Source organism: Marivirga harenae (genome assembly GCF_030534335.1).
Lineage (GTDB): Bacteria > Bacteroidota > Bacteroidia > Cytophagales > Cyclobacteriaceae > Marivirga > Marivirga harenae.
On the sequence record NZ_CP130565.1, the window covers coordinates 3,066,585 to 3,093,537 of the forward strand.

22 protein-coding genes are annotated in these 26,953 nt (G+C 35.0%); 11 read left to right on the top strand and 11 right to left on the bottom strand.

Translation table 11 applies throughout. From position 1 onward, the window contains the following. Together Q3Y49_RS13130 and Q3Y49_RS13135 are read left to right on the top strand one after the other, a co-directional pair. A complete protein-coding gene (locus Q3Y49_RS13130) occupies positions 1–1,191 on the top strand; it encodes a caspase family protein (RefSeq protein ID WP_303268766.1) in 1,191 nt (396 codons plus the stop codon). A 43-nt stretch (positions 1,192–1,234) separates the two neighbouring features. Next, entirely contained in the window at positions 1,235–1,942 is a 708-nt protein-coding gene (locus Q3Y49_RS13135) for a hypothetical protein (protein ID WP_303268767.1), read from the top strand. A 40-nt stretch (positions 1,943–1,982) separates the two neighbouring features. Here Q3Y49_RS13135 and Q3Y49_RS13140 read toward each other — a convergent pair whose 3' ends face one another. The 6 genes from Q3Y49_RS13140 to Q3Y49_RS13165 form a co-directional block, all read right to left on the bottom strand. Then, positions 1,983–2,765: a TspO-related membrane protein gene (locus Q3Y49_RS13140; RefSeq protein ID WP_303268768.1), complete on the bottom strand. Its 783-nt coding sequence runs from the start codon at positions 2,763–2,765 to the stop codon at positions 1,983–1,985. Between the two features lie 89 nt (positions 2,766–2,854). Next, the gene (serA, locus tag Q3Y49_RS13145) at positions 2,855–4,741 is read right to left on the bottom strand and encodes a phosphoglycerate dehydrogenase (protein WP_303268769.1); all 1,887 of its coding nucleotides are present in this window, start codon (positions 4,739–4,741) and stop codon (positions 2,855–2,857) included. Between the two features lie 147 nt (positions 4,742–4,888). After that, entirely contained in the window at positions 4,889–5,785 is an 897-nt protein-coding gene (locus Q3Y49_RS13150; RefSeq protein WP_303268771.1) for a mechanosensitive ion channel family protein, read from the bottom strand. A gap of 17 nt (positions 5,786–5,802) precedes the next feature. Beyond that, a complete protein-coding gene (locus Q3Y49_RS13155) occupies positions 5,803–7,023 on the bottom strand; it encodes an S-adenosylmethionine:tRNA ribosyltransferase-isomerase (RefSeq protein ID WP_303268772.1) in 1,221 nt (406 codons plus the stop codon). A gap of 39 nt (positions 7,024–7,062) precedes the next feature. Continuing rightward, complete coding sequence (locus tag Q3Y49_RS13160) at positions 7,063–7,512, bottom strand: acyl-CoA thioesterase (protein WP_303268773.1); 450 nt, start codon at positions 7,510–7,512, stop codon at positions 7,063–7,065. A 172-nt stretch (positions 7,513–7,684) separates the two neighbouring features. After that, complete coding sequence (locus tag Q3Y49_RS13165; protein ID WP_303268775.1) at positions 7,685–8,809, bottom strand: Gfo/Idh/MocA family protein; 1,125 nt, start codon at positions 8,807–8,809, stop codon at positions 7,685–7,687. A gap of 277 nt (positions 8,810–9,086) precedes the next feature. Between Q3Y49_RS13165 and Q3Y49_RS13170 the strand changes: the two genes are divergently transcribed. The 4 genes from Q3Y49_RS13170 to Q3Y49_RS13185 all read left to right on the top strand — a co-directional run bounded on the left by Q3Y49_RS13170 (position 9,087) and on the right by Q3Y49_RS13185 (position 12,923). After that, on the top strand, positions 9,087–9,638 hold the full coding sequence (locus Q3Y49_RS13170; protein ID WP_303268776.1) for a gluconate 2-dehydrogenase subunit 3 family protein: 552 nt from the start codon (positions 9,087–9,089) through the stop codon (positions 9,636–9,638). Positions 9,639–9,640: 2 nt separating this feature from the next. Then, positions 9,641–11,329 carry a GMC oxidoreductase gene (locus tag Q3Y49_RS13175; RefSeq protein ID WP_303268777.1) on the top strand — a complete coding sequence of 563 codons (1,689 nt, stop codon included), beginning with the start codon at positions 9,641–9,643 and terminating at the stop codon, positions 11,327–11,329. Positions 11,330–11,335: 6 nt separating this feature from the next. Continuing rightward, a complete protein-coding gene (locus Q3Y49_RS13180; protein ID WP_303268778.1) occupies positions 11,336–11,725 on the top strand; it encodes a DUF2721 domain-containing protein in 390 nt (129 codons plus the stop codon). 124 nt (positions 11,726–11,849) lie between these two features. Beyond that, entirely contained in the window at positions 11,850–12,923 is a 1,074-nt protein-coding gene (locus tag Q3Y49_RS13185) for an oxygenase MpaB family protein (RefSeq protein ID WP_303268780.1), read from the top strand. Positions 12,924–12,988: 65 nt separating this feature from the next. Here Q3Y49_RS13185 and Q3Y49_RS13190 read toward each other — a convergent pair whose 3' ends face one another. Continuing rightward, the gene (locus Q3Y49_RS13190; protein ID WP_303268782.1) at positions 12,989–13,279 is read right to left on the bottom strand and encodes a hypothetical protein; all 291 of its coding nucleotides are present in this window, start codon (positions 13,277–13,279) and stop codon (positions 12,989–12,991) included. Positions 13,280–13,622: 343 nt separating this feature from the next. Here Q3Y49_RS13190 and Q3Y49_RS13195 point away from each other — a divergent pair, with 343 nt between their 5' ends. Then, complete coding sequence (locus Q3Y49_RS13195; RefSeq protein ID WP_303268784.1) at positions 13,623–15,428, top strand: SLC13 family permease; 1,806 nt, start codon at positions 13,623–13,625, stop codon at positions 15,426–15,428. On the opposite strand, the gene Q3Y49_RS13200 is transcribed toward Q3Y49_RS13195, so the two are convergent. The 3 genes from Q3Y49_RS13200 to Q3Y49_RS13210 are packed head-to-tail and all read right to left on the bottom strand — an operon-like array spanning position 15,425 to position 19,631. After that, positions 15,425–15,742: a DUF6122 family protein gene (locus Q3Y49_RS13200; RefSeq protein WP_303268787.1), complete on the bottom strand. Its 318-nt coding sequence runs from the start codon at positions 15,740–15,742 to the stop codon at positions 15,425–15,427. The two genes, Q3Y49_RS13195 and Q3Y49_RS13200, sit on opposite strands and share 4 nt — an antisense overlap. A 2-nt stretch (positions 15,743–15,744) precedes the next feature. After that, positions 15,745–17,607: a tetratricopeptide repeat-containing sensor histidine kinase gene (locus Q3Y49_RS13205; RefSeq protein WP_303268789.1), complete on the bottom strand. Its 1,863-nt coding sequence runs from the start codon at positions 17,605–17,607 to the stop codon at positions 15,745–15,747. A 47-nt stretch (positions 17,608–17,654) separates the two neighbouring features. Further along, positions 17,655–19,631, bottom strand: coding sequence for an IGHMBP2 family helicase (locus Q3Y49_RS13210; protein WP_303268791.1), 1,977 nt, complete (start codon positions 19,629–19,631; stop codon positions 17,655–17,657). 721 nt (positions 19,632–20,352) lie between these two features. On the opposite strand from Q3Y49_RS13210, the gene Q3Y49_RS13215 reads away from it, so the two are divergent. The 3 genes from Q3Y49_RS13215 (at position 20,353) to Q3Y49_RS13225 (ending at position 22,541) form a co-directional block, all read left to right on the top strand. Continuing rightward, on the top strand, positions 20,353–21,357 hold the full coding sequence (locus Q3Y49_RS13215; protein WP_303268793.1) for an endonuclease/exonuclease/phosphatase family protein: 1,005 nt from the start codon (positions 20,353–20,355) through the stop codon (positions 21,355–21,357). 53 nt (positions 21,358–21,410) lie between these two features. Then, the gene (locus Q3Y49_RS13220) at positions 21,411–21,959 is read left to right on the top strand and encodes a DinB family protein (protein ID WP_303268795.1); all 549 of its coding nucleotides are present in this window, start codon (positions 21,411–21,413) and stop codon (positions 21,957–21,959) included. Positions 21,960–22,079: 120 nt separating this feature from the next. Further along, positions 22,080–22,541 carry a hypothetical protein gene (locus tag Q3Y49_RS13225; protein ID WP_303268796.1) on the top strand — a complete coding sequence of 154 codons (462 nt, stop codon included), beginning with the start codon at positions 22,080–22,082 and terminating at the stop codon, positions 22,539–22,541. A gap of 10 nt (positions 22,542–22,551) precedes the next feature. Here the strand turns inward: Q3Y49_RS13225 and Q3Y49_RS13230 are convergent, their stop codons facing one another. Further along, entirely contained in the window at positions 22,552–23,586 is a 1,035-nt protein-coding gene (locus tag Q3Y49_RS13230; protein ID WP_303268797.1) for a LacI family DNA-binding transcriptional regulator, read from the bottom strand. A gap of 277 nt (positions 23,587–23,863) precedes the next feature. Here Q3Y49_RS13230 and Q3Y49_RS13235 point away from each other — a divergent pair, with 277 nt between their 5' ends. Beyond that, positions 23,864–26,941, top strand: coding sequence for a SusC/RagA family TonB-linked outer membrane protein (locus Q3Y49_RS13235; protein WP_303268799.1), 3,078 nt, complete (start codon positions 23,864–23,866; stop codon positions 26,939–26,941). Positions 26,942–26,953: the final 12 nt, after the last annotated feature.

Here is a 26,953-nt window from a genome sequence, read left to right on the forward strand (position 1 = left end):
ATGGATAATATGAATTTTAAGAGCTTGAAATCTGGGCTAACAATTATGTTTTCCATGGTGGCAATCTGGGCATCTGCTCAAATTGTGACAGATAAGACCAATAAAATTGTTATAGATTATAAAGGTGTTGAACTTAATACTTCACTACCGACCATTGATTGGGTTTTTCCAAAAGTTGAATATACCAATACCCAGGAAAATTATGTGCAATTAAAGGCAATTATAACTTCTAGTATTCCCTTAAAAAGTGTTATGCTTGATGTCAGTCTGGGAGAAAATGGAAGAAAAATTGGTTCAAGGGCTGGTGAAATTGATGATCCTTTTAATGTACAAATAGATTTGACTATGAATGTAATCAAAGGTCAAAACTGGATCGAACTCACTGCTACAAATGAGGAAGGAGGCATCGTAAAAGAGCATAGAAGCATAATGGTAGGATTGGATGCCATAGGAGATGCTGTCACCATTGATCGAAAGGACTATGCATTGCTTTTTGCTACCAATAGATATGATAATTGGAATGATTTAGTTAATCCAATATTCGATGCTGAGGCAATCGGAAAGGAACTAGAAGACAGGTATGGCTTTGAAATCGAGATTGTAAAGGATCCAAACCAAGATCAGGTAATGACAAAATTGCGGGAATACGCGCAAAGAAAATATAAACCACAAGATCAATTATTTATATTTTTCGCAGGTCATGGCATTTACGATGAAGTTTTCGGAGAGGGCTTCTTGGTGGCCAGAAATTCCATCATAAATGATGTGAGTAAAAATACTTATATATCGCACAACAGAATCCGAAGTAATATTAATAACATTCCGTGTGAACACATCTTTTTAGCAATGGATGCTTGTTTCGGAGGTACTTTTGATCCAGTTTTAGCGTCTTCAAGATCTGCCTTATACGATGATATTGATGACAAAGCCTATTTGGTCAAGAAATTATCTAAGCGAACAAGAAAATATCTGACTTCTGGAGGAAAAGAATATGTGTCCGATGGCGTTAGAGGATCACATTCTCCTTTTGCTAAAAGCTTTTTAGAGGCATTAAAAACTTATGGAGGGGAAGATAGAATTCTCATTTTGGATGAAATCAAATTGTATATGGAGAGATTAAGCACAACTCCTAGGTTTGGTGAATTTGGAACTGATGAAAATGGAAGTGATTTTGTATTTGTGGCCAATTAATGAATTCATTATGATTTTGAAATTGAAAAATATATGTCTCATTTTGTTTTTAAGAACGGTTTTTGGTTATTATTCCTATGCCCAGGAAATTCAGATCATGAACGTGCAAATGAAGGGTGAAAACATTGAAGTGATGTACAACCTTCTGGATGAAAGAATTGATCGCAGTTATACTGTGAATCTTTACATTTCCAAGGATAATTTTATTCAACCGATGGAGCAGGTGAGTGGCGATGTAGGAGTAGATATACCTGTTGGTAATAATAAAAAGTTGATTTGGCATGCAAAAAATGAATTGGGAGCTGACTTTGAGGGGGACATTTCACTTGAATTAAAAGGAAATTACTATGTTCCATTTATTACTATTGATGGAATAACAGAAGGGAGGGAATTCGAAAGAGGTAAGGAGCACGATGTCATTTGGTCAGGGGGTAGAGGAGATAATATTTTGAATTTTGAACTATACAGAGGAGAAGATTTAATCGTTTCTTTTGAAGAAAGGCCTAATAATGGAAATACTAGTATTCAAATACCTGTAAAAGTTAAACCAGGCGATAATTATAGGTTCCGAATTAGCGATAAAAGAAACCGTGATGATGTCGTTTATACTGATTATTTCATTATCAAGAGAAAAATTCCCTTAAGTTTACAACTTGTAAGCACTGCCGTAATAGGAGTTGGTGCTGGTTTTCTCATTCAATTCCTGATACCTGAACCTCCTATTAGTGATCCTCCTTTACCCAGTAGATAATTCGATTGTAACTCTTTAGTCATCTAACTGCTTCAATCTCCTATTTTAGAAATTTGGGAACAAAAGGATTGTCTTTCCGGTACTTGAACCCTTGAATTAAGGATAAAATGGTAATCAATACTGCACAAGAAATAGCAGTATATGCTATTGATTTAAAATCATTCATATGTCGAATTGCTATTGCAATTAATGCCCAAACAGCCACAGCATTAAACTCACGCATATATCGTCTATATAAGAAATATAGAAACAGGATGGTAGTGACCAATATCATAATAATGGTCCAAACTTCTTCAGAAAAGAATAGACTGAAATTTTCCGTCTTAAGATATGCTGCGATATTAGTTACTGTCGCCACTGTAATCCATCCGCTGTACAAAGAAATTGGCCACCAGACAAAACCTATGATGTTGGCTGGCGCATCCCATCTTTCCATTCCCAAGCGAATTACCGCTATCATTAGGGCAATTAGAATCGCTAGCATGAAAACTACGGACAGTAAAAACTGCTCGTTTAACCAATACCATAACCAAAATCCAGAAGCAATATTAGCAAGGGCCAGCCAAATCCCTTGTTGAGTCAATGTTTCAGAATACTTATTTTTGAAAGCTTGAATCAAGTACCAAATAGCATTTATCAATAGGCCTAAATATATAATGCTCCAGATAGAGAAAGCGTAGCCAGCAGGAGTAAAGAGGCTGTTTATTTCATCACTTAGTTGGCCCATCTTATTGCCATTGATTGCCGCAGTGCTTACATAATAATTCCAATAAACAATGGCGATTACAGATACAATATTAATGATTCCTATAATTTTTTTCATAAGCTGTTTTATAGCCTTATACTGCTTAAACTAAAAAATGTTGACTCTGGAGAGTGTTTAGATACTTATTTACCTAAAAACCTCTGAACTTAGTACAAGACCCTAAATTTAATAGTATGCTCAATCGCCCTCAATTCCTTAATCAAATCCTTGGAGTAGGCTTTGTCAATATCAGTAATAACATACCCGATTTTTTCATTAGTTTTTAGATACTGTCCAGCAATATTGATTTCATGCTTAGCAAAAAGCTGGTTGATTTTAGCAATGATGCCGGGAACATTTTTATGTATATGAATTAGTCTATGAGCATTTTGTAACCTAGGTAAAGTTAAATTCGGAAAATTTACACTATTTGTTGTCGTTCCCGTATTGATATACTCCATTATCCTGTTAGGAACGAAATTACCTATATTTACTTGGGCCTCTTCAGTACTTCCGCCAATGTGGGGAGTCAGTATAGTGTTGGGTAAATCTATCAATTCGGACTCAAAAGGGTCTTTGTTGCTTTTGGGCTCGTCAGGAAAAACATCTATTGCACAACCAGCAATCTTACCAGATTTTATATTGCCTTTCAATGCTGCAATATCTACAACATGGCCTCTACTTAAATTGATGAAAATCACCCCGTCTTTCATGAGCTTGAATTGTTCTTCCGTGATTACATTTGTATTTTCCGGTCTTCCATCAATATGCAAGCTGATTATATCTGCTGTCTGAAGCAAATCTTTTAAACTATCAATCTTGGTAGCATTCCCCAGTGCTAATTTTTCTTCTAAGTCATAATAGTAAACATCTAAGCCAATACTTTCTGCTACCACAGATAGCTGAGCACCGATATTACCGTAACCGATAATTCCCAGTTTTTTACCTCTGATTTCTTTGCTGCCAGTTGCTGATTTATCCCATTTTCCCTGGTGCATTAAAACGGCTTTATCAAATATATTACGGGTAAGCATTATAATTTCACCAATTGCTAATTCAACAACGGATCGTGTATTGCTAAAAGGTGCATTGAAAACTGCGATTCCCCTTTCTTGCGCTTCCTCCAAATCAATTTGGTTGGTGCCAATGCAAAAAGCTCCTATAGCCATTAGTCGATCGGCATTTTCTAAGACCTTAGCTGTAACCTGTGTTTTGGAACGTATCCCCAAAATTGAAACTCCTTTTATTTTTTCTGCCAATTCTGCTTCATCTAGCCCGGCTGGGTATTCTTCTACCGTGAAACCTTCTTTCTCCAAAAGATTTACCCCAATGGGATGAACGTTTTCTAACAGTAAAACCTTAATTCTGTTCTTAGGATACGAGAATGCTGACATAATTTTGTTTTCAAATAGTACTTCTTCTAGTGAAGGTGCAATATGATCTGCCTTTTTCATTACTTTTTCGCGACTTACGTTTTCAGTAAAGGCATAAAATTTATTGGCTAATCCTGCCGCTTTTATTTCATAGTCATTATGTCCGTCCCCAATTACATAAATATCACCATCCAAATCTAGTTTGCGAATAATTTCGGCCTTGCCGCCATCACGTGATAATGGATTATCTTCACTAAACCCTGTTACTTTGCCACTTGCATCAAATAGTAAATCGTTGGCATAGATGTGGTCTTCTTTAATTCCTAATTCAGTAACTATAGGTGTAATATACTCTTTAAATCCGTTTGAAATTACAAATACTGTTTCTGCATACTTTTCAAAAAACTCCTTGTTTCGCTGAAATGATATAGAAACTTGCTTCTTTAGTAATTCTATTAACTGAGGTAGATGAGATATATTTGCCTCCAATAACAAAAGTCTTTCTTTTAAAGAATCGCGAAATGAGATTTCACCATTCATTCCCAAATCAGTTAGTTCTTTAATTCTGGCTTCAGCGGCCTCTTTTTGCGGTAAACCCTGAAGTGAAATAGAAGCCAATAAATCCATTGCTTCAACTCTTGTCAGCGTGCTGTCAAAATCTATGATGAAAAATTTGTCCATTTTGAGGATTAGGTATTAAAATTCTAGAAAACATGTTGCAGATTACAAGAATCAATATTGAGCACTTTATTATGTTATTAATATGCTCAAATTAACCCATACTAATACTATTTTAACTTCTCTACACCAAGTACTTTATTTTTTAGATTATTTTCTAAGGTCAGTGGACTTCTCCCATCCTGATTTCAAATGTAAATCTCGCTGCGGGAAAGGAATTTCGATATTGTGTTCACTAAACTTCTTGAAAATATCATAGTACAATTGACTCTTGAAAACACCTGGCCTTTGAATGAAACTTGAGGTCCAAACCGTTAAATTAAAATCTAAAGAAGAATCACCATATCCTTCAAACCATAAGTCAGGAGCAGGCTCGGTTAGAACACCAGGATGGTTATTGGCTACTTCCAATACTACTGCTCGTACCTTTTCTGGATCTTCATTATAAGAAACTCCTACAGGAAACTTAAATCTAACTCTTCTATCATTATGGCTCCAGTTAATCACCTGGCTATTAATGAACTCTGAATTAGGAACTATGACGGATATGTTGTCGTTTGTAATCACTGTGGTAGAACGCATCGAAATGGAATGTACATCACCATTTATATCACCAACCTCAATTCTATCTCCAACTTTAATAGGTCTTTCAAAAAGGATAATAATTCCTGAAATAAAATTGTTGGTAACGTTTTGTAAACCAAAACCAATACCTACACCCAAAGCCCCTGCTAATAAACCTAGAGTACTAAGATCAAATCCCGCGGATTGAAAGATTGTAATGAAGCCAATCACAATAACAGAATATCTGAAAATTGTACCTATAGAATCAGAAACGCCTGTGTCTTTGATGTATCTGTTTAAGACACGCTTGACAAGTATTCTACTAAGTCTTTTAGATAAAAAAACTAATAATATACTGGAAATAATAATGAACATCAGTGTCAGCAAAGTAAAATCACTGCCCTTAATATCAAAAATTACTACATTCAGTAATTCGTTTAATTTTGCCCAAAAGTCTTTTATTCCAGTTTCAAATGATTCCATAAATCGAATATAGTGATTTAAGGTAATAATAAGGAGGAATCTCCATAAGATAGAAATCTATACTTATTATTTAATGCTTCTTCATATACTATTTTCCAATCCGCTCCAAGAAATGCTGCAATCAAAAGCATTAATGTTGATTCTGGTTGATGAAAATTGGTGATTAATCCATTTACGACTTGGAATTCGTAACCTGGGAAAATGAATATTTCAGTATCTCCGTGTAAACTGTCCAGCTGATTTTCATTCATGTACTCCAATACGGCCTGAAAGCTGTCCTTTCTGCTAGGTAAGTTTTCAAATCCATGCTCATATGGGTAAAGCTTCTTAATATGAAAAGTCTTGGTTGTATCTTTAATCAATTGCACTCCAAACCAGTACGCACTCTCCAAACTTCTAACTGAGGTGGTCCCGACAGCAATTATGGGCTTTTCTGTTTCTGCTAAGAACTCAACAGTAGCTTTAGCAATTTGAATTTGCTCACAGTGCATGTTGTGGTCCAACACATTCTCTGCTTTAATCGGCTGAAAGGTGCCAGCCCCTACATGCAAAGTCAATTCATGAATAGCATGTGATTGCTGAAGCTTATATAAAATAGCATCAGTAAAATGTAAACCTGCGGTTGGAGCAGCCACCGCTCCTTCATTTTTTGAATAAACCGTCTGATATCTTGGTTTATCTTCCTCAGTGGCCGATCTATTTAAGTAGGGTGGAAGAGGTGTGCTTCCCATCATTTCCACTATTTCTACAAAAGGAATTATTTGATTGTCCCACTCAAATTGGATTTCGTTCTTTTCATAATTTGTATAAGTGGCTGAAATTTTAACTTTTCCATATTCCGACTCAAAATAGCGCTCTAATGTATCTGTAGCTTTCCATCTTTTCCTATTGCCAATCATGCAGTGCCATATACACTTTTTCTTCACTAACATAGCCTGGGCTACTTCAGGAGTTGGCTCAATAGGAGAAAGTAAAAAGATCTCAATTTTAGCTCCACTTTGCTTTTTGAAATGAATTCGCGCTGGAATGACTTTGGTATTATTGAATATCAAGCTACTTTTTTCAGGTAGGTAATAAGTAATTTCATAGAAATGTTGGTGATGAACATGCTTATTTTGATACACCAATAATCGAGAATGATCTCTTTTTTCCAATGGAAACTTAGCAATTCGATCTTCTGATAAATCGTAGTGGTATTCTGATAAATCTATTTTTGATGCTTTTTCAAGAAGATTCATTGTTTTTATTCAGTCAATATTTATTCGAAAAGGATTAAGTTAAGATTTCATAATAATACTGCCATCTTTTTCATAGGCAATTAATTCTTCTCTTAACCATTGTGGAATTTCAATAGTATTTTTACTTTTCATATCGAACATCACCTGAATAGATGTACCAATTGTATGTACCACCTTATCCTCTGTTGTGATCATGTATTCTATAACAAAACTTTTCTTGCCTATTTCCTTTGTACGGACCCAGCATTTTGTACTCGGCATTCCGATTTTTAACTCCAATAAATAATTACAATTGATATTGGCGAGTAAGAACATATTCTTATGCCAATCCCATGATGGGGATGCCTCTAGCATATATCTGCCTCGGGCTATTTCAAAGTACTGTATATAGATCGAATTGTTGACATGGGCTAAGGGGTCTAAATCAGTCCATCGAACTTGAATATCTTCAGAAAATTTAAAATTACTGGGATCTGTATTGGGTTTCATGCTTTAACTTTAAATGAAAAGCAAAATTACTATTTTAAATTTAGGGGAGTGTGAAATTGGGCAGGAAATTGAATTCAACATATTATATTTCCTGCTTGTTTTATTGTGTGCGTCAGCACTGTGAAGGTAGGGGTCTATTGATTTTAAGCCATTGTTAAAATATTTGAAAGGCTCACATGGACACCCACTTCCTTTCATTAGAAGACTGAATCGCTTTCTCAATAAATAACATCCCCCGCACACCATCCTTAATTCCAGCCTGTACGAAGCTTTTTTTACTTTCATTACTAAGTATAGAATCAAAGAAACCTTCATAAATTCGTTGAAATGCTTCGGTGAAATAAGGTGAATGACCGGGTATATTTACTTTACTACCTTCTCCTGCTTCTTTTTCCAAACCCTTAATGGATTCTTCTTTGAAGTCGGGATATTTGATAGTGAGTAAATTGGGTTGATTATGATCCCATATTAACCCAGCTTTACTTCCGTAAATGTGCAGGCTTAAATCTTGGTCCTCACCCGTACAAATCTGGCTGGCTGACAAATATCCCTTGGCACCATTTTCCATTTCCATCAAAACATTGGTGTCATCATCAATTTTCCGCCCCTGTACCAAAGTAGAGACATCAGCTGTAAGCGATTTAACTTGGAGGCTGCTAACCGACTCCAATAAGTTGAAGGCATGCGTCCCTATATCCGCAATAGTGCCACCAATTCCTGACCTTTTCGGATCCGTTCGCCAACTTGCTTGTTTATGTCCATCTGCCTCAATTAATTGTGACAACCAGCCTTGAGAATAATCTATTTTTACCTTTTTTATTTGTCCTAAATGGCCTGATTGTATTAATTCTTTCGCCTTTTCCAGTAGTGGATAACCTCTATAGGTATAGGTCATAGCAAATTCGCCTTTGGCTTTATCCACCGTTTTTTGAAATTCCAAGGCTTCTGCATAGTTTACAGCTAGAGGCTTATCACAAATAACATGGAAACCAGCTTCCAATGCCAGTTTTGCTGTTTCAAAATGGAGATGGTTTGGAGTTACAATAGCTACAAAATCCATCCGTTCTTTTTCATTTAATTGAGCTTCCTTCTCAATCATTTCTTGGTAGGATTCATAAATCCTATTCCTTTTCAATCCTAATTCTTTGCCTTTAATCAATGACTTTTCTAATGTGGAACTAAAAGAACCGCATACTAATTCAGCTTTGCCACCAGTGGTGGCTGTAATTCTATGTATATCTCCGATCATGGAGCCAGGTCCGCCCCCAATCATTCCCATTTTTAAGATCCTGCTCATATTAAACCTTTTAAGTTCTTCAATTTTAATTTCTAATCAAACCATATTTTTATGACAGTGACTCATAGCCAGCGAGTCGAATTAGCACTGTTCAACTGGAGTTATCAGGAAAGGAATTGCATAAATGGCTGATTTTATAGATATCTTTTCCCATTTATATAAACTTTATTCGAATTCATTTCTTATTTCTTGAAACTAAACAATAACTTACTTAATATTAAATTTGATTACATAAATTTCGAGAATGAACAGAAGAGAAGCGATAAAGAAAACAGGAATGGCATTAGGTTTTGCTGCTACTTCACCACTGTTGATGCATTTGATTCAGTCTTGTGATAGTAAAAAGCCTTTGGGATGGAAGCCTCAATTCCTCGATGAAAAACAAGCATTGATAATAGCTGCTATGGTTGATCAAATTTTACCAAGAACAAATACCCCTGGAGCACTAGATGTTGGAGTTGATGTTTTTGTAGATAAAATGGTAGATGAGGTTTATAATGATGATGAACAAAAGCAATTTTTAAATGGGTTAGCATCTGTTGAAAAAGAAAGTCAATTAAAGAACGGAAAAATTTTTACAGATTTAAACAATCAAGAACAGTACGATTTCTTATATGGTCTGGAAAGCGAGATACAACACTTATCTTTTGATTCTGCCCCTCAGAAAAAACCTTTCTTTCTTATGCTTAAGGAACTTGTGCTTTTAGGGTATTTCACTTCTGAAGAAATTATGACAAAGCATTTGGACTATATCCCAGTTCCATCACAACTTCTAGCTTGTGAACCAATGAAATCAAACCAAAAATTAAGAGTAGGAAATTATTTTTAAGAATGAGTAAAGGAAAAAATCAATTTGATGCCATCGTAGTGGGATCGGGAATCTCTGGTGGATGGGCAGCAAAAGAATTGTGTGAAAAAGGCCTGAAAACATTGGTGCTTGAAAGAGGTAGGAATGTTGAGCATATTAAAGATTATCCTACTATGAACAGGGCTCCATGGGAGTTTGAACATAGGGGAAAGGAATCAAGAGAAGTTCAGGAAGAATACTATGTTCAGAGTAAAACTTATGCTTTTGATGAGGGCTCAAAACATTTCTGGGTTAATGATAAAGAAAACCCGTATACTCATCCTGATAACAAAGAATTCCGCTGGATAAGAGGTAATCATGTTGGTGGTCGATCTTTAACTTGGGGACGACAAAGTTATAGATTAGCTCCGATGGACTTCGAAGCTAATGCAAAAGATGGAATAGGAGTGGATTGGCCTATTCGATATGAAGACCTAGCGCCATGGTATGATAAAGTTGAAGAATTTATTGGGGTTTCTGGCCGAAATGAAGGCTATGAGCAATTGCCTGACGGTAAATTTCAACCTCCCATGGATATGTATTGCGTTGAAGACAAAGTAAAAGGAGCTATAGAAAAGAATTGGGATGACCGATTTATGACTATTGGTAGAACGGCAAACTTAACGCAAAATAAACATAACCGAACAAAATGTCAATACCGCAATCTTTGCAGTAGGGGCTGTCCTTATGGGGGATATTTTAGCAGTCAGGCCTCTACACTACCAGCAGCTTCAGCTACTGGAAATATGACTCTAAGACCTCATTCAATAGTAGAATCGGTAATATTAGACGATAAAACCAATAAAGCTAAGGGCGTTCGAATTATTGATGCAGAAACTAATGAGTATCATGAATATTATGCCAAAGTGATTTTCCTGTGCGCCTCTACACTTGGTTCAACCTGGATTATGCTCAATTCCAAAAGTGATCGCTTTCCAGAAGGACTAGGTAATACGAGCGGTACTTTGGGTAAACATCTGATGGATCATCATTTTGAAGTGTATGTGAAGGCAGAATTTGATGATTTTAAAGATCAATATCATACAGGTTATAGACCCAACGGTATTTACGTTCCCCGCTTCCAAAATATAAAATCGCAACATCCTGATTTTATTAGAGGTTATGGTTTTCAAGGAGGAGGGAATAGGGTAGGATGGGGCTATGGAAACAGATTAGCTGGTTTCGGTGCTGACTTTAAAGATGCTTTAATGAAACCAGGTCCTTGGGAAATGTCATTTATGCCGTTTGGAGAAACATTGCCATACGAAGACAATCAAGTAACATTAAATGAAAATGTACGAGATAAATGGGGCTTGCCTACATTGCATATCGATTGCGAGTTCAAAGACAATGAAAAAGCCATGCGTAAAGATATGATGACAACGGGCAAAGAAATGCTAGAAGTTGCTGGGGGAAAAAATATTGAGGCAGTGAATTTACCTGCAATTCCGGGTTTCGGTATTCATGAGATGGGAACTGCCAGAATGGGAAGAGATGCCAAAACTTCTATGTTGAACAAACATAACCAATTGCATGAAGTACCCAATGTATTTGTAACTGATGGTTCTGCTATGACTTCTTCAGCCTGTCAAAATCCAAGCCTAACTTATATGGCATTAACGGCACGGGCTGTGGATTTTGCCGTTTCTGAATTGAAGAAAATGAATTTGTAAATTTTAATGGAGATTTCCTTAACGACACCTGCATTATTGTTTCCAGCAATTTCTCTTTTATTATTGGCCTATACCAATCGGTTTTTAGCTTTAGCCAATTTGATAAGAAATTTGCATGGTAGGTATATGAATGAGAAAGATGTAAATATTAAAGCTCAAATTACCAATTTGAAAAAAAGGGTGATTTTGATTCGAAATATGCAGTTATTAGGGATTTCCTCCCTATTCTTTTGCGTAGTAAGCATGTTCACAATTTATCAAGAATATCAAATGATGGGCAGTATCATTTTTGGATTTTCTCTGGTGCTTTTGATGATTTCCTTATTGCTTTCTATTCTAGAAATTCAAATCAGCGTAAAAGCCTTAAATATTCAGATGGGAGATATTGAGAAGTAGGGTTGATACTATTCATTCTTTTTGAGGATGGGTTTAGGATGCACCTAGCAACTTTTTTGTTTTCTCCAGCTTAATTATTGGTAAGTTATCAAATCAATTTCTCTACTTTTGAGTTAAGCATATAGTGAAAACAAAAGCAATTAAATATCCTAATGAAGCTCTTGATTTAGCCCGTAAAACAGGTGACAATTTAGCCGATGAAACAGTAAAAGACTTATTTGAGAGTGGCTTTAATCCGCTATCCAATAACGCTTACAATCAACTGGTCTTCAATCATCAGAACATTCCTGATGCATTTCCAGAGAGTTTGAAACAGTATTTTAAAGAAATAAAAGCCTACCAAATTGACGAAAATCTTAAAGAGAGGGGGGCAAACTTTTATGTAGAGCATGCTTCCGCCATCATGCTGTGTTTAGGAATGCTTTCATTGCCATATTGTTATGCTGCAGCTGAGGGTGCTAAAGTACTGAGTTTTTCCAAAAGGATATATGAACAGCCTGAAAAGCGATTAACGGAAACGGCTGAATTCGTTTTTGATGTTTGTAGCCCGGAAGCTTTTACTCCAAACGGGAAAGGATTTATTAGTATAGCTAAGGTAAGATTGATGCATGCGGCCATCCGTTACCATTTAAATAAATCTAATAAATGGAGTTCTGATCTAGGTGTCCCTGTGAATCAGGAGGACATGGCAGGTACTAATCTTTCTTTCTCTTTGATAGCCATTCGTGGCTTGAGAAAATTGGGTTTTAGCATCTCAAGTAGTGATTCTTTGCACTATATTAGGTATTGGAATATTATCGGGAAAATGCTGGGAGTAGCAAGTCATCTTCTTCCTGAAAATAATCAAGATTCTTTTATTTTAGAGCACAAGATAAAAAGCAGAAATTTTAGACCTTCAAAAGAAGGGGAAATGTTGGCTATAAATTTACAAAACTATATTAAAAATCAACCTCTTCCATTTCGTTTCCCAACTGAAACCATGATGGCTTATCTTTTAGGGGAGAAAATTTGCGGAATGATTGGTTTACCTTACGATCAATTAGATGTAGATTTAATAAGCAATATCAAGAATTTGAATGCCATTCGAAACGTATTCCCTACTAATCACAAAAAAGAATTCGCTATTTTGAAAAAACAGTTTGGAGAGCGAAACCTAGGTGGTACTCCATTTAAGTTTTTGACAAATCTTGATAATTAAAAGGCAATATTATGGATCTGTTTTAGTATGCAATATGGAATATAAAACGAATCAGGTGGTTAGTTTTAAGAGTCTCCAAAGCGATGAAATTTTATTACCTCATCTTTTGAATTGAACTCTCTTAGTTTTCGGTTACCCAGTATTACGAATGACTTAAAAATTAGTATTTGGGTTGAGGATAAACCAAGAATTCCAATATCCTTTTTTATTAAGTGCTTTATTTCGGCATAGACAAGTTCACTCTTCCTCATAAATTTTGGTGTGAAGTAGTTTTTGTCATTAACAATAATGATGATAGGTGTTATTATATTTCTTTCTAAAAGTAATTCTTTTGCATATTCTAATCTATCTATCATCAAGTCTTCCGAAGCCTAGAATAATCGAGAATCAGGAAACTTGTATCTTGAATTTTTTCAAATCTGACGTGGTCCATTATTGTAATTTAGCTTTTTATGATAGTTTTTTAAGTTTCTTAGATTTTTTCTTTGAAGTTTTTATTCAATGTTTTAGAAATTAATTGATTTACTTCAATGATTATTAGGTACTGAAAAGTATTTAGTTTTTATCGTTTTGGTTTAACCCCAATAATCATTCTCATCGCTGTTTATTAATCGTCAATCATTGAATTTATCTAATTCTCTATAGGTTTAGTAGATTTATAGTATTTCCATCCTATATTTGTGTGACTAAACCTAATGTATGGATTTTCAAGTTATTGTGACGCTAGCGGTCATTCTATTGGCAATTGTTTTATTTGTCACTGAAAAACTTTCAGTTGATCTGATCGGATTGGTTATTATCTGTGCTTTGGTGATAACTGGTGTAATTAGTCCGGTTGAAGGAATTCAAGGATTTAGCAATACCGCCACTATTACTGTGGCTTTTATGTTTGTCATGAGTGCAGCTCTTTTGAAAACTGGCGCTTTGCAATTTGTGGCCTATAAACTATCTGACATCTTTAAGAGGAATTTCCGTTGGGGATTGGTTTTGATGATGTTATTGATTGCTCTGATATCCGCTTTTATAAACAATACACCGGTGGTTGCTGTCTTTATACCGGTGGTTATACAAATTGCTAAGAGTACAGGTAAAAGTCCTTCTCAATTACTAATTCCACTTTCTTTTGCTTCCATTTTTGGAGGAACCTGTACGTACATAGGTACTTCTACAAATGTTTTAGTAAGCGGTATAGCGCAAGAGTACGGCTATGAAGGTTTTAGTATGTTTCAATTGTTGCCGTTTGGTTTAATCTTGGTTTTGGTAGGTACTTTATATATGATGCTAATTGGTTCACGGATTTTGCCTAAAAATCGAAGAAACGATGAAAATCTTGAAGAGAAATTTGGTATGAGAGAGTATCTCACTGAAATTGAATTACAAGAAAACACTGATTCCATAGGAAAAACCATAATGCAAAGCGCATTGGTTAATGATTTAAAAATTGACATCTTAGAAATCAATCGGAATGGCACGCGCTACAACTTACCACAGGGGGACTTTATTTTACATGCTGGAGATATACTTAAGGTGCGTTGTAATTTATCAAATATTAAAGAGTTAAAAAGCAGAGCTAAAGTATTGGAAGGTTCATCCTTGAAAATGGCAGGCGATAACTTGCAAGGTACTGGTACTTCCCTGGTGGAGATGGTTATTAGTGCTAATTCCGAATTTGACGGTAAAAACTTGCAGGAAGTAGATTTTCGTAGGAGATTCAGGGCTTCTCCGCTAGCAATAAAGCATCGGGAAGAGGTTTTGCACGAAGATTTATATGATATTAAACTAAAAGCAGGGGATGTGTTATTGGCAGAAGTGAAATCTCACTACGTAAAAGAACTTCGCAAAAAGGAAATGAGTCAGAACGCTCCTTTTGCTCTCCTTTCATCTGATCATGTAATTGACTTTAATAAGAAGCAATTTTTGATTGTAATCTCCGTGCTTGGTATCGTGATTGCTTTAGCCACCTTCGGAATGCTAGATATTGTAATTTCGGTTATGGCAGGAGTTGTGGCCTTGGTTTTGTTGAATGTCCTGAATATGCGGGAAGTCTATAAAGCCATTAATTGGAAGATTGTCTTCTTATTAGCAGGGGTCTTAAGCTTTGGAGTAGCATTGACCAATACCGGCTTAGATCAAAAAATCGCTGGGGGACTTTTAGGTCAATTAGGCTCATTCGGCCCCATTGTAGTGTTAAGCGGATTATACTTGGCAACATCATTTTTGACCGAACTAATGTCTAATAATGCCACTGCTGCATTAATGGCCCCAATTGCAATAGCGATAAGCACGCAATTAGGTTTAATGCCTACGCCCTTTTTGATGGCGGTTACCTTTGCTGCTTCTGCAAGTTTTATGACGCCTATTGGTTATCAAACTAATACCATGGTTTATACAGCCGGTAGTTACAAATTCACCGATTTCACGAAAGTAGGGGTGATGCTTAATTTATTATTTTGGATTTTAGCAACTGTCTTTTTACCTATAATTTTTCCGTTTCAGTCAATTTAGAAAGTTCCTTGAAGTATACAGTCTAGGGCATCAGTAAACATGTGAAAAAGCAAGCCGATTGCCACCAGACGACTTATTTTTGGAAATAATAAGAATAAGTATATCAATATTGCGAAATAGGAGTGAAGAGGATGGAAACCAATACTGCATCTTTCAGGATCAAAAATTGGGCTTGCTAACAGGTGATCTAGGTCCACCAGCATAGTTCCGATTAAAATCAAATAAGCCCTTTTCCATTTTTTAGGGCTGTATAGATATGCAATAGCTAATGGTGCAATAAAATGCAGGCTATAATGAATAAGAGTGGAAATCATAGTCAGTTATCTTTCGCTTTAGGGAAGCTTAGAACAAAGCGTGTTCCTGTCCCTTCTTTGCTTTCTATGTCCATTGATGAGTGATTGAAGGACAAAAACTGTTTCACAAGAAGCATTCCTAAACCTGTTCCGGTTTCTTTTGAGGTACCTTCTTTTGAGTAGGTTCGGTTATTACTACTGGATTTAATTATTGCTAAGGTTTCCTCATCCATTCCCATTCCACTATCTTCAATACGTATTTGGATTTGATTGCCATGTGCTAAATAATCAATTTTAATTTGATCTCCTTTGGAAGTATATTTTAGCGAGTTATTGAGTAAGTTGTTCACAATTATTTTTAATTGAAACGGGTCAATCCACGCATAAAAATCAGCTATATGATGAATGATTTCCACCTCTTTTTCATCTGCGATAAAACTAATGTCTTCTATGTAGGCACTGATATAATCACTTAATTTGATTTTCTGGGGATTGGTTTCGAAACCATCCATTTGCGTGTTAGCCCATTTCAAGAGGGCATTGATTTGTTCATCAACTTTCCCAACTTCTTTGGTTAGCTTTTTACTATACTTTGTGTAGTCTTCTGTAGAGATTTTGTCACCAATTTCTAATAATTGTTTAACAGAACTAATCGGAGATCGTAAATCATGAGAAAGAATTGAAAAGAGCCTGTTTTTAGTATTATTGATTTCTTTTAACTCTTGATTTTGTATTTCTATTAAAAGTTTCTTGTCAGCTAACTGCTTATTGATGCTGCTTAGATTTTGATTGTATTTGTCTTTTTGTTTTAAATGTCTCCGATAGAGAAAAGCCAAAATTACCAAAAATAAAATGAGAGCACTCATCAAATAGATGGTCAGCATATTCCTATCTGATTTGGCGGAAAGTAGTTCTTTTTCAATATTGAGTTGATTATTTTCAGCTTTAGCTTGTTGTAGTTCGGCCCAGTTGATTTCGCGATTCATTTCCTCATTTAACAGGCTGTCACTATAGCTTTTATGTAATTTATGGAATTCTAGCGCTTTTTTGGTGTATCCTAACTTTTCCTGTGCTTGGCTTAATTTAAGAGCAACTTCCGAGGCATCCCATTTAGCACCAATTTCCTTGGCAATTCTTAATGATTCAGCTCCATATTCTATTGCTTTGTGATAGTTCTTTCTTTTTAATTCTAATTCAGCCAAGCCACTCAAATTATAGCTTTTTTCCCATTGATTTGGTGATTCATAATATACTTTTAGTAAATAATATTCAGCCGAATCTAGTTCCTGTTGGTCTAAAAAAACTGTCCCTAGTCTATTCATATTCATCAAGGCGTAAATAGGGAGATCATTTTGCTCTGCAATACTATAAGACTTTCTATAAGAATCTAGTGCTTTTTCTATCTCTCCCAACTCCTGATAGCAAATTCCAATATTGAGTAGATTGACAGTAATATTTCTTTCATTGCCTATTTTTTTATTGACTTTTAGTGCTTTACTGAATTCACCTAAAGCTTCGTCATAGAGTTCTCTTCCTAGATAAATTAATCCTCTTCCATTTAATGCTCGGGCAATTCCTATATCATTACTGATTTCATGAGATAGATTATATAGTTTTCTGTACGTGTTTCTGGACTCCAGATAATTACTTTGTACATACTGAATAGCTGATTTTAGGAAAAGTAACTCTGCGTAGTAGTCACTTTTAGTATTTTTTGTTGCCTGTATTTCGTTATTGACATGATCCAAAGCAGAATCAGGATAATTGAATCTCAAGGAATTAAGCGTTGAAATGATACTGTCTTGGGAACTAGATAATTGTTGGGGGTGTAATTCAAAAGATAAATTGAAGAAAACCGTAAAAAGTATCAGAAAGTTAAATCTCATGCAGGATAATGGATTTTATTGCCACAAACACAAATATAAGTCTTAAATCATGCTTGTTCTTGAATATAGTTATTTTTGATCAAAGATTTGTACATGGGATCTGAAATCAATGTTTTAGGGTTCCCTATTATTATTAATTTTCTTTTGGCTCTAGTAAGTGCAACATTTAAACGCCTATAATCCTTTAAAAAACCTATGTTTTCTTCTGCATTCGATCTTACTAAACTTAAGACAATGACTTCTTTTTCCCTTCCTTGAAATCCATCAATGGATTTTATTTCGACATGGTAATCCCTTAGTGCAGACTTTAAACGGCTTACTTGCTGGTCATATGGAGAAATAATCCCGATGTCTTCAGGAAACAGACGGGAAGACAATAAAGAGTCAGTGACTTCTTTAGTTAAATCTATCTCTGCTTGATTGAAAAAGGAATAGCTGTCTGTTAACTGTTTTTCAATTCCTTCTGGACAAGGAAGAAAAACAACTGGTTTAGAAGCTTGTACTACCTCTTGAATCATTGGGTTTACAAAACGATAAGGATCAAATCCAGGTAGATCGTCTAAACTGTGTTTTGAAACCGAGGGATGAGCTTTTAATTTGTTTTGATAAAAATTTTCATTTGAGAATCTCATTATCTCCTGATGCATTCTATACTGAATTGTCAATAGATCCATTCGGTCAGACGGAAGTTCCGATTGAAATCTTTCGAACAAACTGGTTTTTAATTCATTTGCTTCTTTAGCTTTTACAGTTGGTGGTAGCTGTTGATGGTCGCCTGCTAGAATCCATTTTTTTCCTTTTACCAATGGGATCAGAGATTCTGGTTCCGTTGATTGAGTCGCTTCGTCAATGCATACAATATCAAAGATAATATCCTTTAAAAGATCACTGCCGGCTGAAGAGTTTGTAGTACAAATCACCTGGCTTTTCTCCAAAATACTTTCAATGGCTTCATTTTGCAGAGCCTGAGCTTCTTCATAATTTTTGTTAATCTCTTGCTGAATTGAAATCCATTTTGCCATTTTTCTGAGCTTTCCAGAGTGTATTCCTCTGTAGGTTTTTTTAGAGCTGGCCAATTGTATTATTTTGTTATCACTTAGCCCTCTTCTGTTTTGTCCTGTAGCCGGTACGTAATCATTTTGTTCTTTTTTTTGCACTTGAATTCTATTCCAAATACTGTTGGCTTGTTGATAATCAGGATGATCTTGCAACTGGACATCTAAGCTCAAACTAAGTAGGTTTTCATCCATGCGAATAGGGTTACCTATTCGGGTAGCAGGAATTTCCAGTCTCTGCAATTTTTCTAAAATATTATCAACAGCGGTATTGGAAGGAGCTGTCAGCAATATCTTTTTACCCTTTTTGAACAATGCTTTTACCAAATGAGATAGGGTAGTGGTTTTACCAGTTCCAGGTGGGCCATGTATTAGAAAAATATCATTTGATAAAAGTGCTTTTTGAATGATTTTGTTTTGTCTGCTATTCAAGATGTCATCATCAATATTGTTTAAATCGGAATTATTCTTTTCTTCATTTAATGCAATTACTGATTGTATGTATTTTTGCAAGGAAGGCAGCAATTGTAGTTTGTCAATTGCCTCCGTCATTCTTTGAAAAGTGATATCATTGGAGAACAAATCTAATCTTAAATTTCTGCCAAAAACCAAATAGGGTGGTAGCTTATTGTATGCTATAGTTATACTGCGTTTTGTCTTGCTCACCACTGTCGCCTGGTCTTCTTTTCCGGTTGGTGTTTCCTTCGAGATAATGACTACATCACCATTGGAAATTTCATTGTCAGAAAGCCCAGACGCTTTGACCAGTTTTACTAAAAATACACCTCCAATTCCTGAACCTGCATCCTTACCAGTTAAGCCTAAAATGGCCCTGCCCTTTGCTTCCCGTTGCCGGCCTGAGTAGTGCTGAATTTCGTGCAAATGAAACTCCATTTCTGCTTTCCTTTCTTTCTGAATTAAGCTTTTGAAAAATGTACCGTACTGCTCAATGTTAGAAAATCTTTTCATATCTGTTTTTCCTATGGGTCCCATCACAAACTTAAGCAATTGGTGATAGTTTTAAGAATTTACAGAAAAGGCTGGGGTAGATTGTTAAAGTACAATTTTAGTGAATATCTAGTTTATGTATCTTTTTCAACACCTAAAAAATTATCAGTGATTAGCATCCTTGATGACGTTGATCTTAATAAATATATATTGTATTAAACGATGTTGGTGCGAATTTTATTAAAATCTCATCTGCTTATTTAACTTTTAGCGTAATTAAAAAAAATACTTCTTAACAGAATATTATTTGGACAGTGTTCCTATGTTAATGTAATACTTGGTTGATTTGTTATAAGATGTTATGAATGAAATCATAATCGGTACTAAGTGTAGTATTACTTTAATTAATTACCCAGGTGAAGTTCTTTGTTTTATTTTACAGCCCATATAATATTTGGTCTATTTTTACCATTACCAAGATGCGTATTTTCGCTTAAATGTAATATCACTAATGTTTATGTGAGATTTATTTCTAAGCTGTAAATGGTATTATATTGATATGTAGTTTTCTAATATTTTATCTGATGAAGGTGCATAAGAAGTTTGATTTAAGTTTACTTTCATTCTCTTCTGTTTTAGTTATTTTTTGGATCTTAGAATAATTAAATATTATTTTTTGCTAGATCTTGAATTTATTTTCTATTATTCAGTTTGTTTCTTTGGAGTTTTGTATTTTCATAAAATGAAGAAGATCGTGGTATCCATTTCCGCACTAGTACTTTTTGCTATTACTGGTTTTTATTTCTGGGCTAGTTCATCCTTTAATGATCAGAGTCAATATAATCAAGTAGTTACCTATGGCGATTCGTTGAAAAGGGACTATGATACTTTGTCCGTTTTAAGTTATAATATAGGGTACTTATCAGGTATGACAAATAACCTTTCAATTACTAGAAAGGAGTCCTTGTTTAGTGGTAATTTTGAAAGAGCAGTGAATCTTCTTGAGCCCTACAATTTTGATTTTATAGGATTGCAAGAAGTTGATTTTAATTCTGCTAGGAGCTTTACATATAACCAATTTGACAGCTTAGGAAAATATCTGAATTTTGGACAGGGTGCCTATTCAGTAAACTGGGATAAATCATATGTTCCATTCCCTTACTTTCCAATAAATATTCATTTTGGAAGGATGTATTCTGGGCAAGGTATTCTTAGTAAAAGTCAAATACTATCTAACGAGTTAGTGGTATTGGATAAACCATTTAATACACCCTTTTATTATGATGCCTTTTATTTGGATAGAGTACTTCAAATAAGTAAAGTGCAAGTTGGTGCAGATACTTTAATTATCATGAATGTTCATTTGGAAGCCTTCGATAAGGAGACTCGAGAAAGTCAGGCTCAAATAGTTTTAGAAGTTTTTAATAATTTTGCAAAAGAGTTTCCTGTAATACTAATGGGAGATTTTAATAGTCGCCCACCTTTTGCTACAAGTGTGGGTGAAGCTGAAAAAAGTATTAAAATATTTTTAGATTGTCCGTTCATCGGTGAGGCAATAGATAAAGATAGATACCTTAAGAATGAATCGCGCTTCTTCACTTTCAATTCAGAAGATCCTTATGAAAGATTAGATTATATATTTTATAATAATAACAAGATTCGAAAAATTGATTCTGACGTCTTAAGAGATGCAGAAGATATTTCTGACCACCTACCTGTATGGATGACTTTTGCTATAATTAAGTAATTGTTTTCAATAAAATTCCTAATTTCAAATTCTTTAAATTTTTAGAAATTATTATGGATTCAAAAATTCAGAAGCACTGGCAACGTATGGAAGAGGGTAAAGCTTATTACGATGCTTTACTTCAAGTATTCAGTCCAGAGCAGTTAAATTTTCACCCAGAAGTAGGGTCATGGTCAATGCTTGATGTGATGCAGCATTTGTATACATCTGAGCACATAAGTTTACAGTTTATGCAAAATTTCGACTTCAACAGAAAAAATGAAAAGGTAGGATTAAAAGCTGCGGTCAAAACAATGATGCTGGTAAATAGACTGAATTCAAGGAAGAAATATCAAGCACCCAAAATTCTTGGTGAAAAAAAAGAAAGTTTAAATATAAGCGAGGATCCGCACCAATTTTCACATCAATGGGACAAGATCAGAAGTGATATGTTTACTTTTTTAACTGATTTTGATAAAGAGAAAATCGGTCATTTCATATTTTCCCATCCTGCGGTAGGGAAGCTAAACATACTCCAAACCATGCAATTTTTTGTGGCGCATATGAAACATCATCAATATCAGATAGAGACTATTAATCATCATAAGAATTTTCCGAAATAGTACCCAAGTTTACAGAACATTGGGATAGGTTAATCGAAAATAGAATATTAATTTGTAAATCAGTAATAATAATTTTTTTGAATACATATATTGCCTAAGAATCTAACTATTGCATAAACTATGATAACAGAACTAAAAAACCTATCGGAATCAGAAATCGATTTACTTAAAAAAATACCAGCGATGGTTACTATTTTAATTGCTGGTGCAGATGACCAAATTAGCAAGAGTGAATTGAAAGAAGCAGTAAACCTTACAAAAATTAAGCAGAGTAAAGCTCGGAGGGAGCTGTTAAGTTATTACCAGGAAATCGCTCCTGATTTTGAAAAGAGTCTTAATGAATTGCTAAATTCTTATCCACAAGATGCGGAAGTAAGAAGTAAGGTAGTCATTGAGGACTTGGAGAAGTTAAATACAGTATTAAATAAAGTTGATAAGGATTGGGCAACGCAATTTATAAGCTCCATGAAAGATATTGCTAAGAGAGTAGCTGAGTCTGCAGGAGGGGTTTTTGGCTACATGTCTATTGGTTATGAGGAATCAAAATTAATTGATCTTAAAATGATAGAAGTGCCAAGTTAAACAGGTGCTTTTATCTTTTTCCCATTGTGGATTCTCTAATAACTAGTGAAGTTTCCATGACAAAGGTTTCATATTTTATGGGCTTATTTGCTCTAGTCAAGTGTATTTCTTCTGTAATAAGCTCAACGGCTTTTTTACCCATCTCATAATCAGGTTGGGATACCGAAGAAAGTGGTGGCTCTACCACAGAAGACATTTTCCAATCACTAAATCCCATGACTGCGATATCAAAAGGAATTCGCAATCCTTTTTCTTTAATTGCTTTAATTGCTCCTATTGCGGTAGGATCTGTAGCACAGAAAATCGCATCGGGTATTTCATTTTCTGCTAAAAGGGCCAAAGTTGTGGTATAGCCTTCTTCTCGTGAAACCAGGTTACATTTTTTAACCAATTTTTCGTTAAAACCTAAGCCATAGTCTTTTAATGCTGACTTATATCCTCTGTATCTTTCTTTTGTAGTGTATGGATTTAAAGAGCCGGTTATATGGGCAATTTTTTTCTTGCCTAAACTAATAAGATGCTCAGTTGCAAAGTATGCCCCCTTGAAATCATCGCAAATTATTTTAGCAGATGTTAATTCATCAGTAATCTTATCAATTAGAATTACAGGTACATTATGCTCTTGCAGGTATTTAAGATGACTAACATCATTTGTGTTGTCGGATAGAGATATGATCAATCCGTCAATCATACTTTTCTGAAAGGTTTCTACTCCTTTGAGTTCTGATTCAAATGATTCGTTACTTTGAAATAGCATAATACTGTAGCCTCTTTTCTCGGCCTCGTTTATGATTCCGCTAATTACGTTTGAGAAGAAGTGGTGTACTATCTGAGGTATTATTACACCAATTATAAAAGATTGCTGGTTTTTGAAATTAATGGCAAATTGATTTCGCTGGTAATTAAGCTTCTCTGCTAATTCAAATACCTTCTTTTTTGTTTCAATTCCAATGTCTGGTTTGTTATTCAAGGCCCTGGATACAGAGGGGATACTGATACCCAATTCCTCTGCAATATCCTTCAGTCTAATATTATGTTTGCTCATGTTGATATTAAATTGATGAAAGTAGCAGTTTTTATTTAGAAAGATTATAAATAAAACGAAAATATATTTACGTAAACGATTACGTAACTAACTAAGTGTACAAAATACACTGAAAGCCTTGCAGGGAAATTATGTAATATTTACATTGTTGTTAAGTTTAAGTTAAAAACCAAATATAATATAAACAGTTATGATTTAGATGTTTTAAAACAAATGAAAAATTACAAAAACTAAAATTAAATTATGGAACTTTTAAACGGCTAAAATTCAAAAATTCATGAGACACTTTTTACTAATTATGACAAGTGTGTTTTGGTTATCCTTCGGTAGCCTTTATGCACAAGACAGGACAATCACGGGAACTGTCACGGACTCAAAAACCGGAGAGGGTCTTCCGGGGGTAAACGTATTGGTAGTGGGGACCTCTAATGGTGCAACTACTGATTTTGATGGGAAATTCAAGTTATCCATTTCAGGAGACGTGGATTTGAAATTTTCTTATATTGGCTACAAATCTCAAACTATTGATGTCGGGAGCAGAAGTGTGGTTGATGTTAAACTTCAAGAAGACGTGGAGCAGCTTTCAGAAGTTGTAGTTGTTGGTTATGGACAAGTTGAAGCCAAAGATGCGACTGGTGCTGTTGAACGTGTAACTGCCAAAGAGTTTAATGGTGGTGTAATTGCTTCTCCCGAACAATTGATTCAAGGTAAATCTGCTGGTGTACAAATCACTTCTGCTTCTGGGGAGCCTGGAGCGGGCGTGAACATTAGAATTAGAGGAACATCATCTGTTAGAAATGGTAATAATCCTTTATTTGTAGTAGATGGAATTCCTTTGACCGGAGATGATGTAACAGCTGGAGGTCTTGATGTTGGTAGCGGTACTTCTTCACCAAGAAACCCGCTAAACTTTCTAAATCCTAATGATATTGAAAGTATGGATATTTTGAAAGATGCTTCCGCAACAGCTATTTATGGTGCTAGGGGAGCAAATGGTGTCGTACTAATTACTACCAAAAGTGGTAAAGGTTTGCAAAATAACATTTCTTACAATACGTCAGTAAGTGTGGCAAGTGCTGCAAATAGATTTGATTTATTAGATAGGGAAGAATATTTAGGGAACCTAAGTGAGTACGGTGCAGATCCAAATGAGTTAGATTTTGGTGCGGATACTGATTGGCAAGATGAAATTACCAGAACTGCAATCTCCCACAAACATGATATATCTTATGCTAATGGATATGAGACTGGTAGTTATAGAGTCTCTGCTGGTTACGAAAATCAACAAGGTGTGATTGAGAATTCTGCAATGGAAAGATTAAATGCCAGATTAAATTTTAATCAAAGTTTTTTAAATGATAAATTAAACTTCTCTACGCAGATAACACTATCAAGAATTAATGATGTTGCGCCTCCAATTACAAATAATGCAGGCTTTGAAGGAGATTTACTCGGTGCTGCCTACATTGCTAATCCTACATTTCCAGCTGATGCAAGCAGTCAAGTCGGAGGACTTAGAAATCCTTTATCTATGTTGGAGTATAATTTAGATGAGGCACAAACTGACAGAGCTTTAATTAATTTATCTCTTGATTATGATATTACTGAAGAATTGAATTTTAGAATAAATGGGGGTTTTGACAATGCTAATTCAGTGAGGAATCAAGCGGCTTCACCAGAGTTATTGGCTGGTAATATTCTTGACAATGGAAGAGGTGGTATAGCGACTATTGAATCAAGCAGTAATTTATTCGAAGCTTTATTAACCTTTGACAAAAAAATTGGCGAGGGGAACCTAAATATTTTGGGTGGTTATTCTTATCAAGAATTTAACAGAAGTGGAAATACGCTGCAAGGATTTGGTTTTAATACTAACGACATGAATCAAATGATCTCCGATCTTGAATCTGCAGGTGGTGCTGTTAGAGGTGCTATTTCAGGTGATTATCAACAGTTTGGGTATGATCCAGGAAACGATCAATTTTTTGTTAATAGATTAGAAGAAGGATCAGAAGATTTAGGAGCTAGGCCAACTATGCCAGTTGAAAAGTTAATTGAAAATCGTTTTGCAACAGTAGATGAATTGCAATCATTTTTCGGTAGGGTGAACTATAATGTATTAGATAAGTATTTATTTACGGCCACAATAAGAGCTGATGGATCAACTCGATTCGGAGGAGAAAATAAATATGGTGTTTTTCCATCTGCAGCCTTTGCATGGAGAGTGTCGGATGAATCTTTTATTCCAGATAGTTTCCATAACCTGAAATTTAGGTTAGGTTACGGTGTAACAGGTAATCAAGAAATACCGCATAATTTGCACCAAAGAAGACAAAACTATGGAGATATAGGATTTAATGATGGAGGAGATATAATTAGACCTGGTTTGACTACGGTGGCTTTTGATAATCCTGATTTAAGATGGGAAGAGACTGCCATGACTAACGTTGGTATAGACTTCGGGTTTTTAAACGGAAGATTATCAGGTACCTTTGATTTGTATAGAAAAAATACAACTGACTTATTAATACAAGTTACTTCTGCTCAGCCAGCGCCACAACCATTTACATGGTTCAACCTACCTGCAGATGTTGTAAATCAAGGTATTGAGTTGTCTATGGATTACGTTATTATAGATAATGCAGATTTTAGTTGGAATTTTGGATTTAATGTAGCGTATAATAAGAATCAAGTAAATGATTATGACGGTTCTATTGATACCGGTGAAATTTCTGGTCAAGGATTAACAGGTGCATTTGCACAGCGTATCACTGGGGGACAACCTCTATTTGCTTATTATTTGCGTGATTTTGCAGGCTATAACGAAAACGGCATAGCTGAATATAATGATGGAGATTTTCAACAATTCTTAGGTTTCAGCCCTATCCCACTATATAATACGGGTATTAATACCACTTTTAACTACAAAAATTGGGATTTGAGTGTGTACATGAATGGTCAGTTTGGACATTATATATATAACAACACTGCTAATGCATTCTTCACTGCTGGTGCTTATGGAAATGGTAGAAATGTTACTGCTGATGTATTGGAATCTGACGAAGCTCCAATTAACGCTCCTGATGTTTCTACAAGATTTTTAGAAAAAGGTGATTTTTTAAGATTACAAAACCTTTCACTAGGATATAATTTTGATCTTAGTGGGAATACTTTTGTTAAAAATTTAAGAATGTATGCAAATGCTCAAAACCTATTTGTGTTAACTAGCTATTCAGGCTTAGACCCAGAAGTAAACGTTAACAAATCATTAAATGGTGTTCCGTCTTTAGGAATTGATTATACTTCTTTCCCTAGACCACGAACTTTAACAGTTGGTTTGAATGTTACATTTTAAAAAATATTAATC

Excerpts from the sequence above, each read along its gene's own strand:
- Q3Y49_RS13130 (WP_303268766.1), top strand. The coding sequence starts at position 1 with ATGGATAATATGAATTTTAAGAGCTTGAAATCTGGGCTAACAATTATG.
- Q3Y49_RS13140 (WP_303268768.1), bottom strand. The coding sequence starts at position 2,765 with ATGAAAAAAATTATAGGAATCATTAATATTGTATCTGTAATCGCCATT.
- serA (WP_303268769.1), bottom strand. The coding sequence starts at position 4,741 with ATGGACAAATTTTTCATCATAGATTTTGACAGCACGCTGACAAGAGTT.
- Q3Y49_RS13150 (WP_303268771.1), bottom strand. The coding sequence starts at position 5,785 with ATGGAATCATTTGAAACTGGAATAAAAGACTTTTGGGCAAAATTAAAC.
- Q3Y49_RS13155 (WP_303268772.1), bottom strand. The coding sequence starts at position 7,023 with ATGAATCTTCTTGAAAAAGCATCAAAAATAGATTTATCAGAATACCAC.
- Q3Y49_RS13160 (WP_303268773.1), bottom strand. The coding sequence starts at position 7,512 with ATGAAACCCAATACAGATCCCAGTAATTTTAAATTTTCTGAAGATATT.
- Q3Y49_RS13165 (WP_303268775.1), bottom strand. The coding sequence starts at position 8,809 with ATGAGCAGGATCTTAAAAATGGGAATGATTGGGGGCGGACCTGGCTCC.
- Q3Y49_RS13170 (WP_303268776.1), top strand. The coding sequence starts at position 9,087 with ATGGCATTAGGTTTTGCTGCTACTTCACCACTGTTGATGCATTTGATT.
- Q3Y49_RS13175 (WP_303268777.1), top strand. The coding sequence starts at position 9,641 with ATGAGTAAAGGAAAAAATCAATTTGATGCCATCGTAGTGGGATCGGGA.
- Q3Y49_RS13180 (WP_303268778.1), top strand. The coding sequence starts at position 11,336 with ATGGAGATTTCCTTAACGACACCTGCATTATTGTTTCCAGCAATTTCT.
- Q3Y49_RS13190 (WP_303268782.1), bottom strand. The coding sequence starts at position 13,279 with ATGATAGATAGATTAGAATATGCAAAAGAATTACTTTTAGAAAGAAAT.
- Q3Y49_RS13195 (WP_303268784.1), top strand. The coding sequence starts at position 13,623 with ATGGATTTTCAAGTTATTGTGACGCTAGCGGTCATTCTATTGGCAATT.
- Q3Y49_RS13200 (WP_303268787.1), bottom strand. The coding sequence starts at position 15,742 with ATGATTTCCACTCTTATTCATTATAGCCTGCATTTTATTGCACCATTA.
- Q3Y49_RS13205 (WP_303268789.1), bottom strand. The coding sequence starts at position 17,607 with ATGAGATTTAACTTTCTGATACTTTTTACGGTTTTCTTCAATTTATCT.
- Q3Y49_RS13210 (WP_303268791.1), bottom strand. The coding sequence starts at position 19,631 with ATGAAAAGATTTTCTAACATTGAGCAGTACGGTACATTTTTCAAAAGC.
- Q3Y49_RS13215 (WP_303268793.1), top strand. The coding sequence starts at position 20,353 with ATGAAGAAGATCGTGGTATCCATTTCCGCACTAGTACTTTTTGCTATT.
- Q3Y49_RS13220 (WP_303268795.1), top strand. The coding sequence starts at position 21,411 with ATGGATTCAAAAATTCAGAAGCACTGGCAACGTATGGAAGAGGGTAAA.
- Q3Y49_RS13225 (WP_303268796.1), top strand. The coding sequence starts at position 22,080 with ATGATAACAGAACTAAAAAACCTATCGGAATCAGAAATCGATTTACTT.
- Q3Y49_RS13230 (WP_303268797.1), bottom strand. The coding sequence starts at position 23,586 with ATGAGCAAACATAATATTAGACTGAAGGATATTGCAGAGGAATTGGGT.
- Q3Y49_RS13235 (WP_303268799.1), top strand. The coding sequence starts at position 23,864 with ATGAGACACTTTTTACTAATTATGACAAGTGTGTTTTGGTTATCCTTC.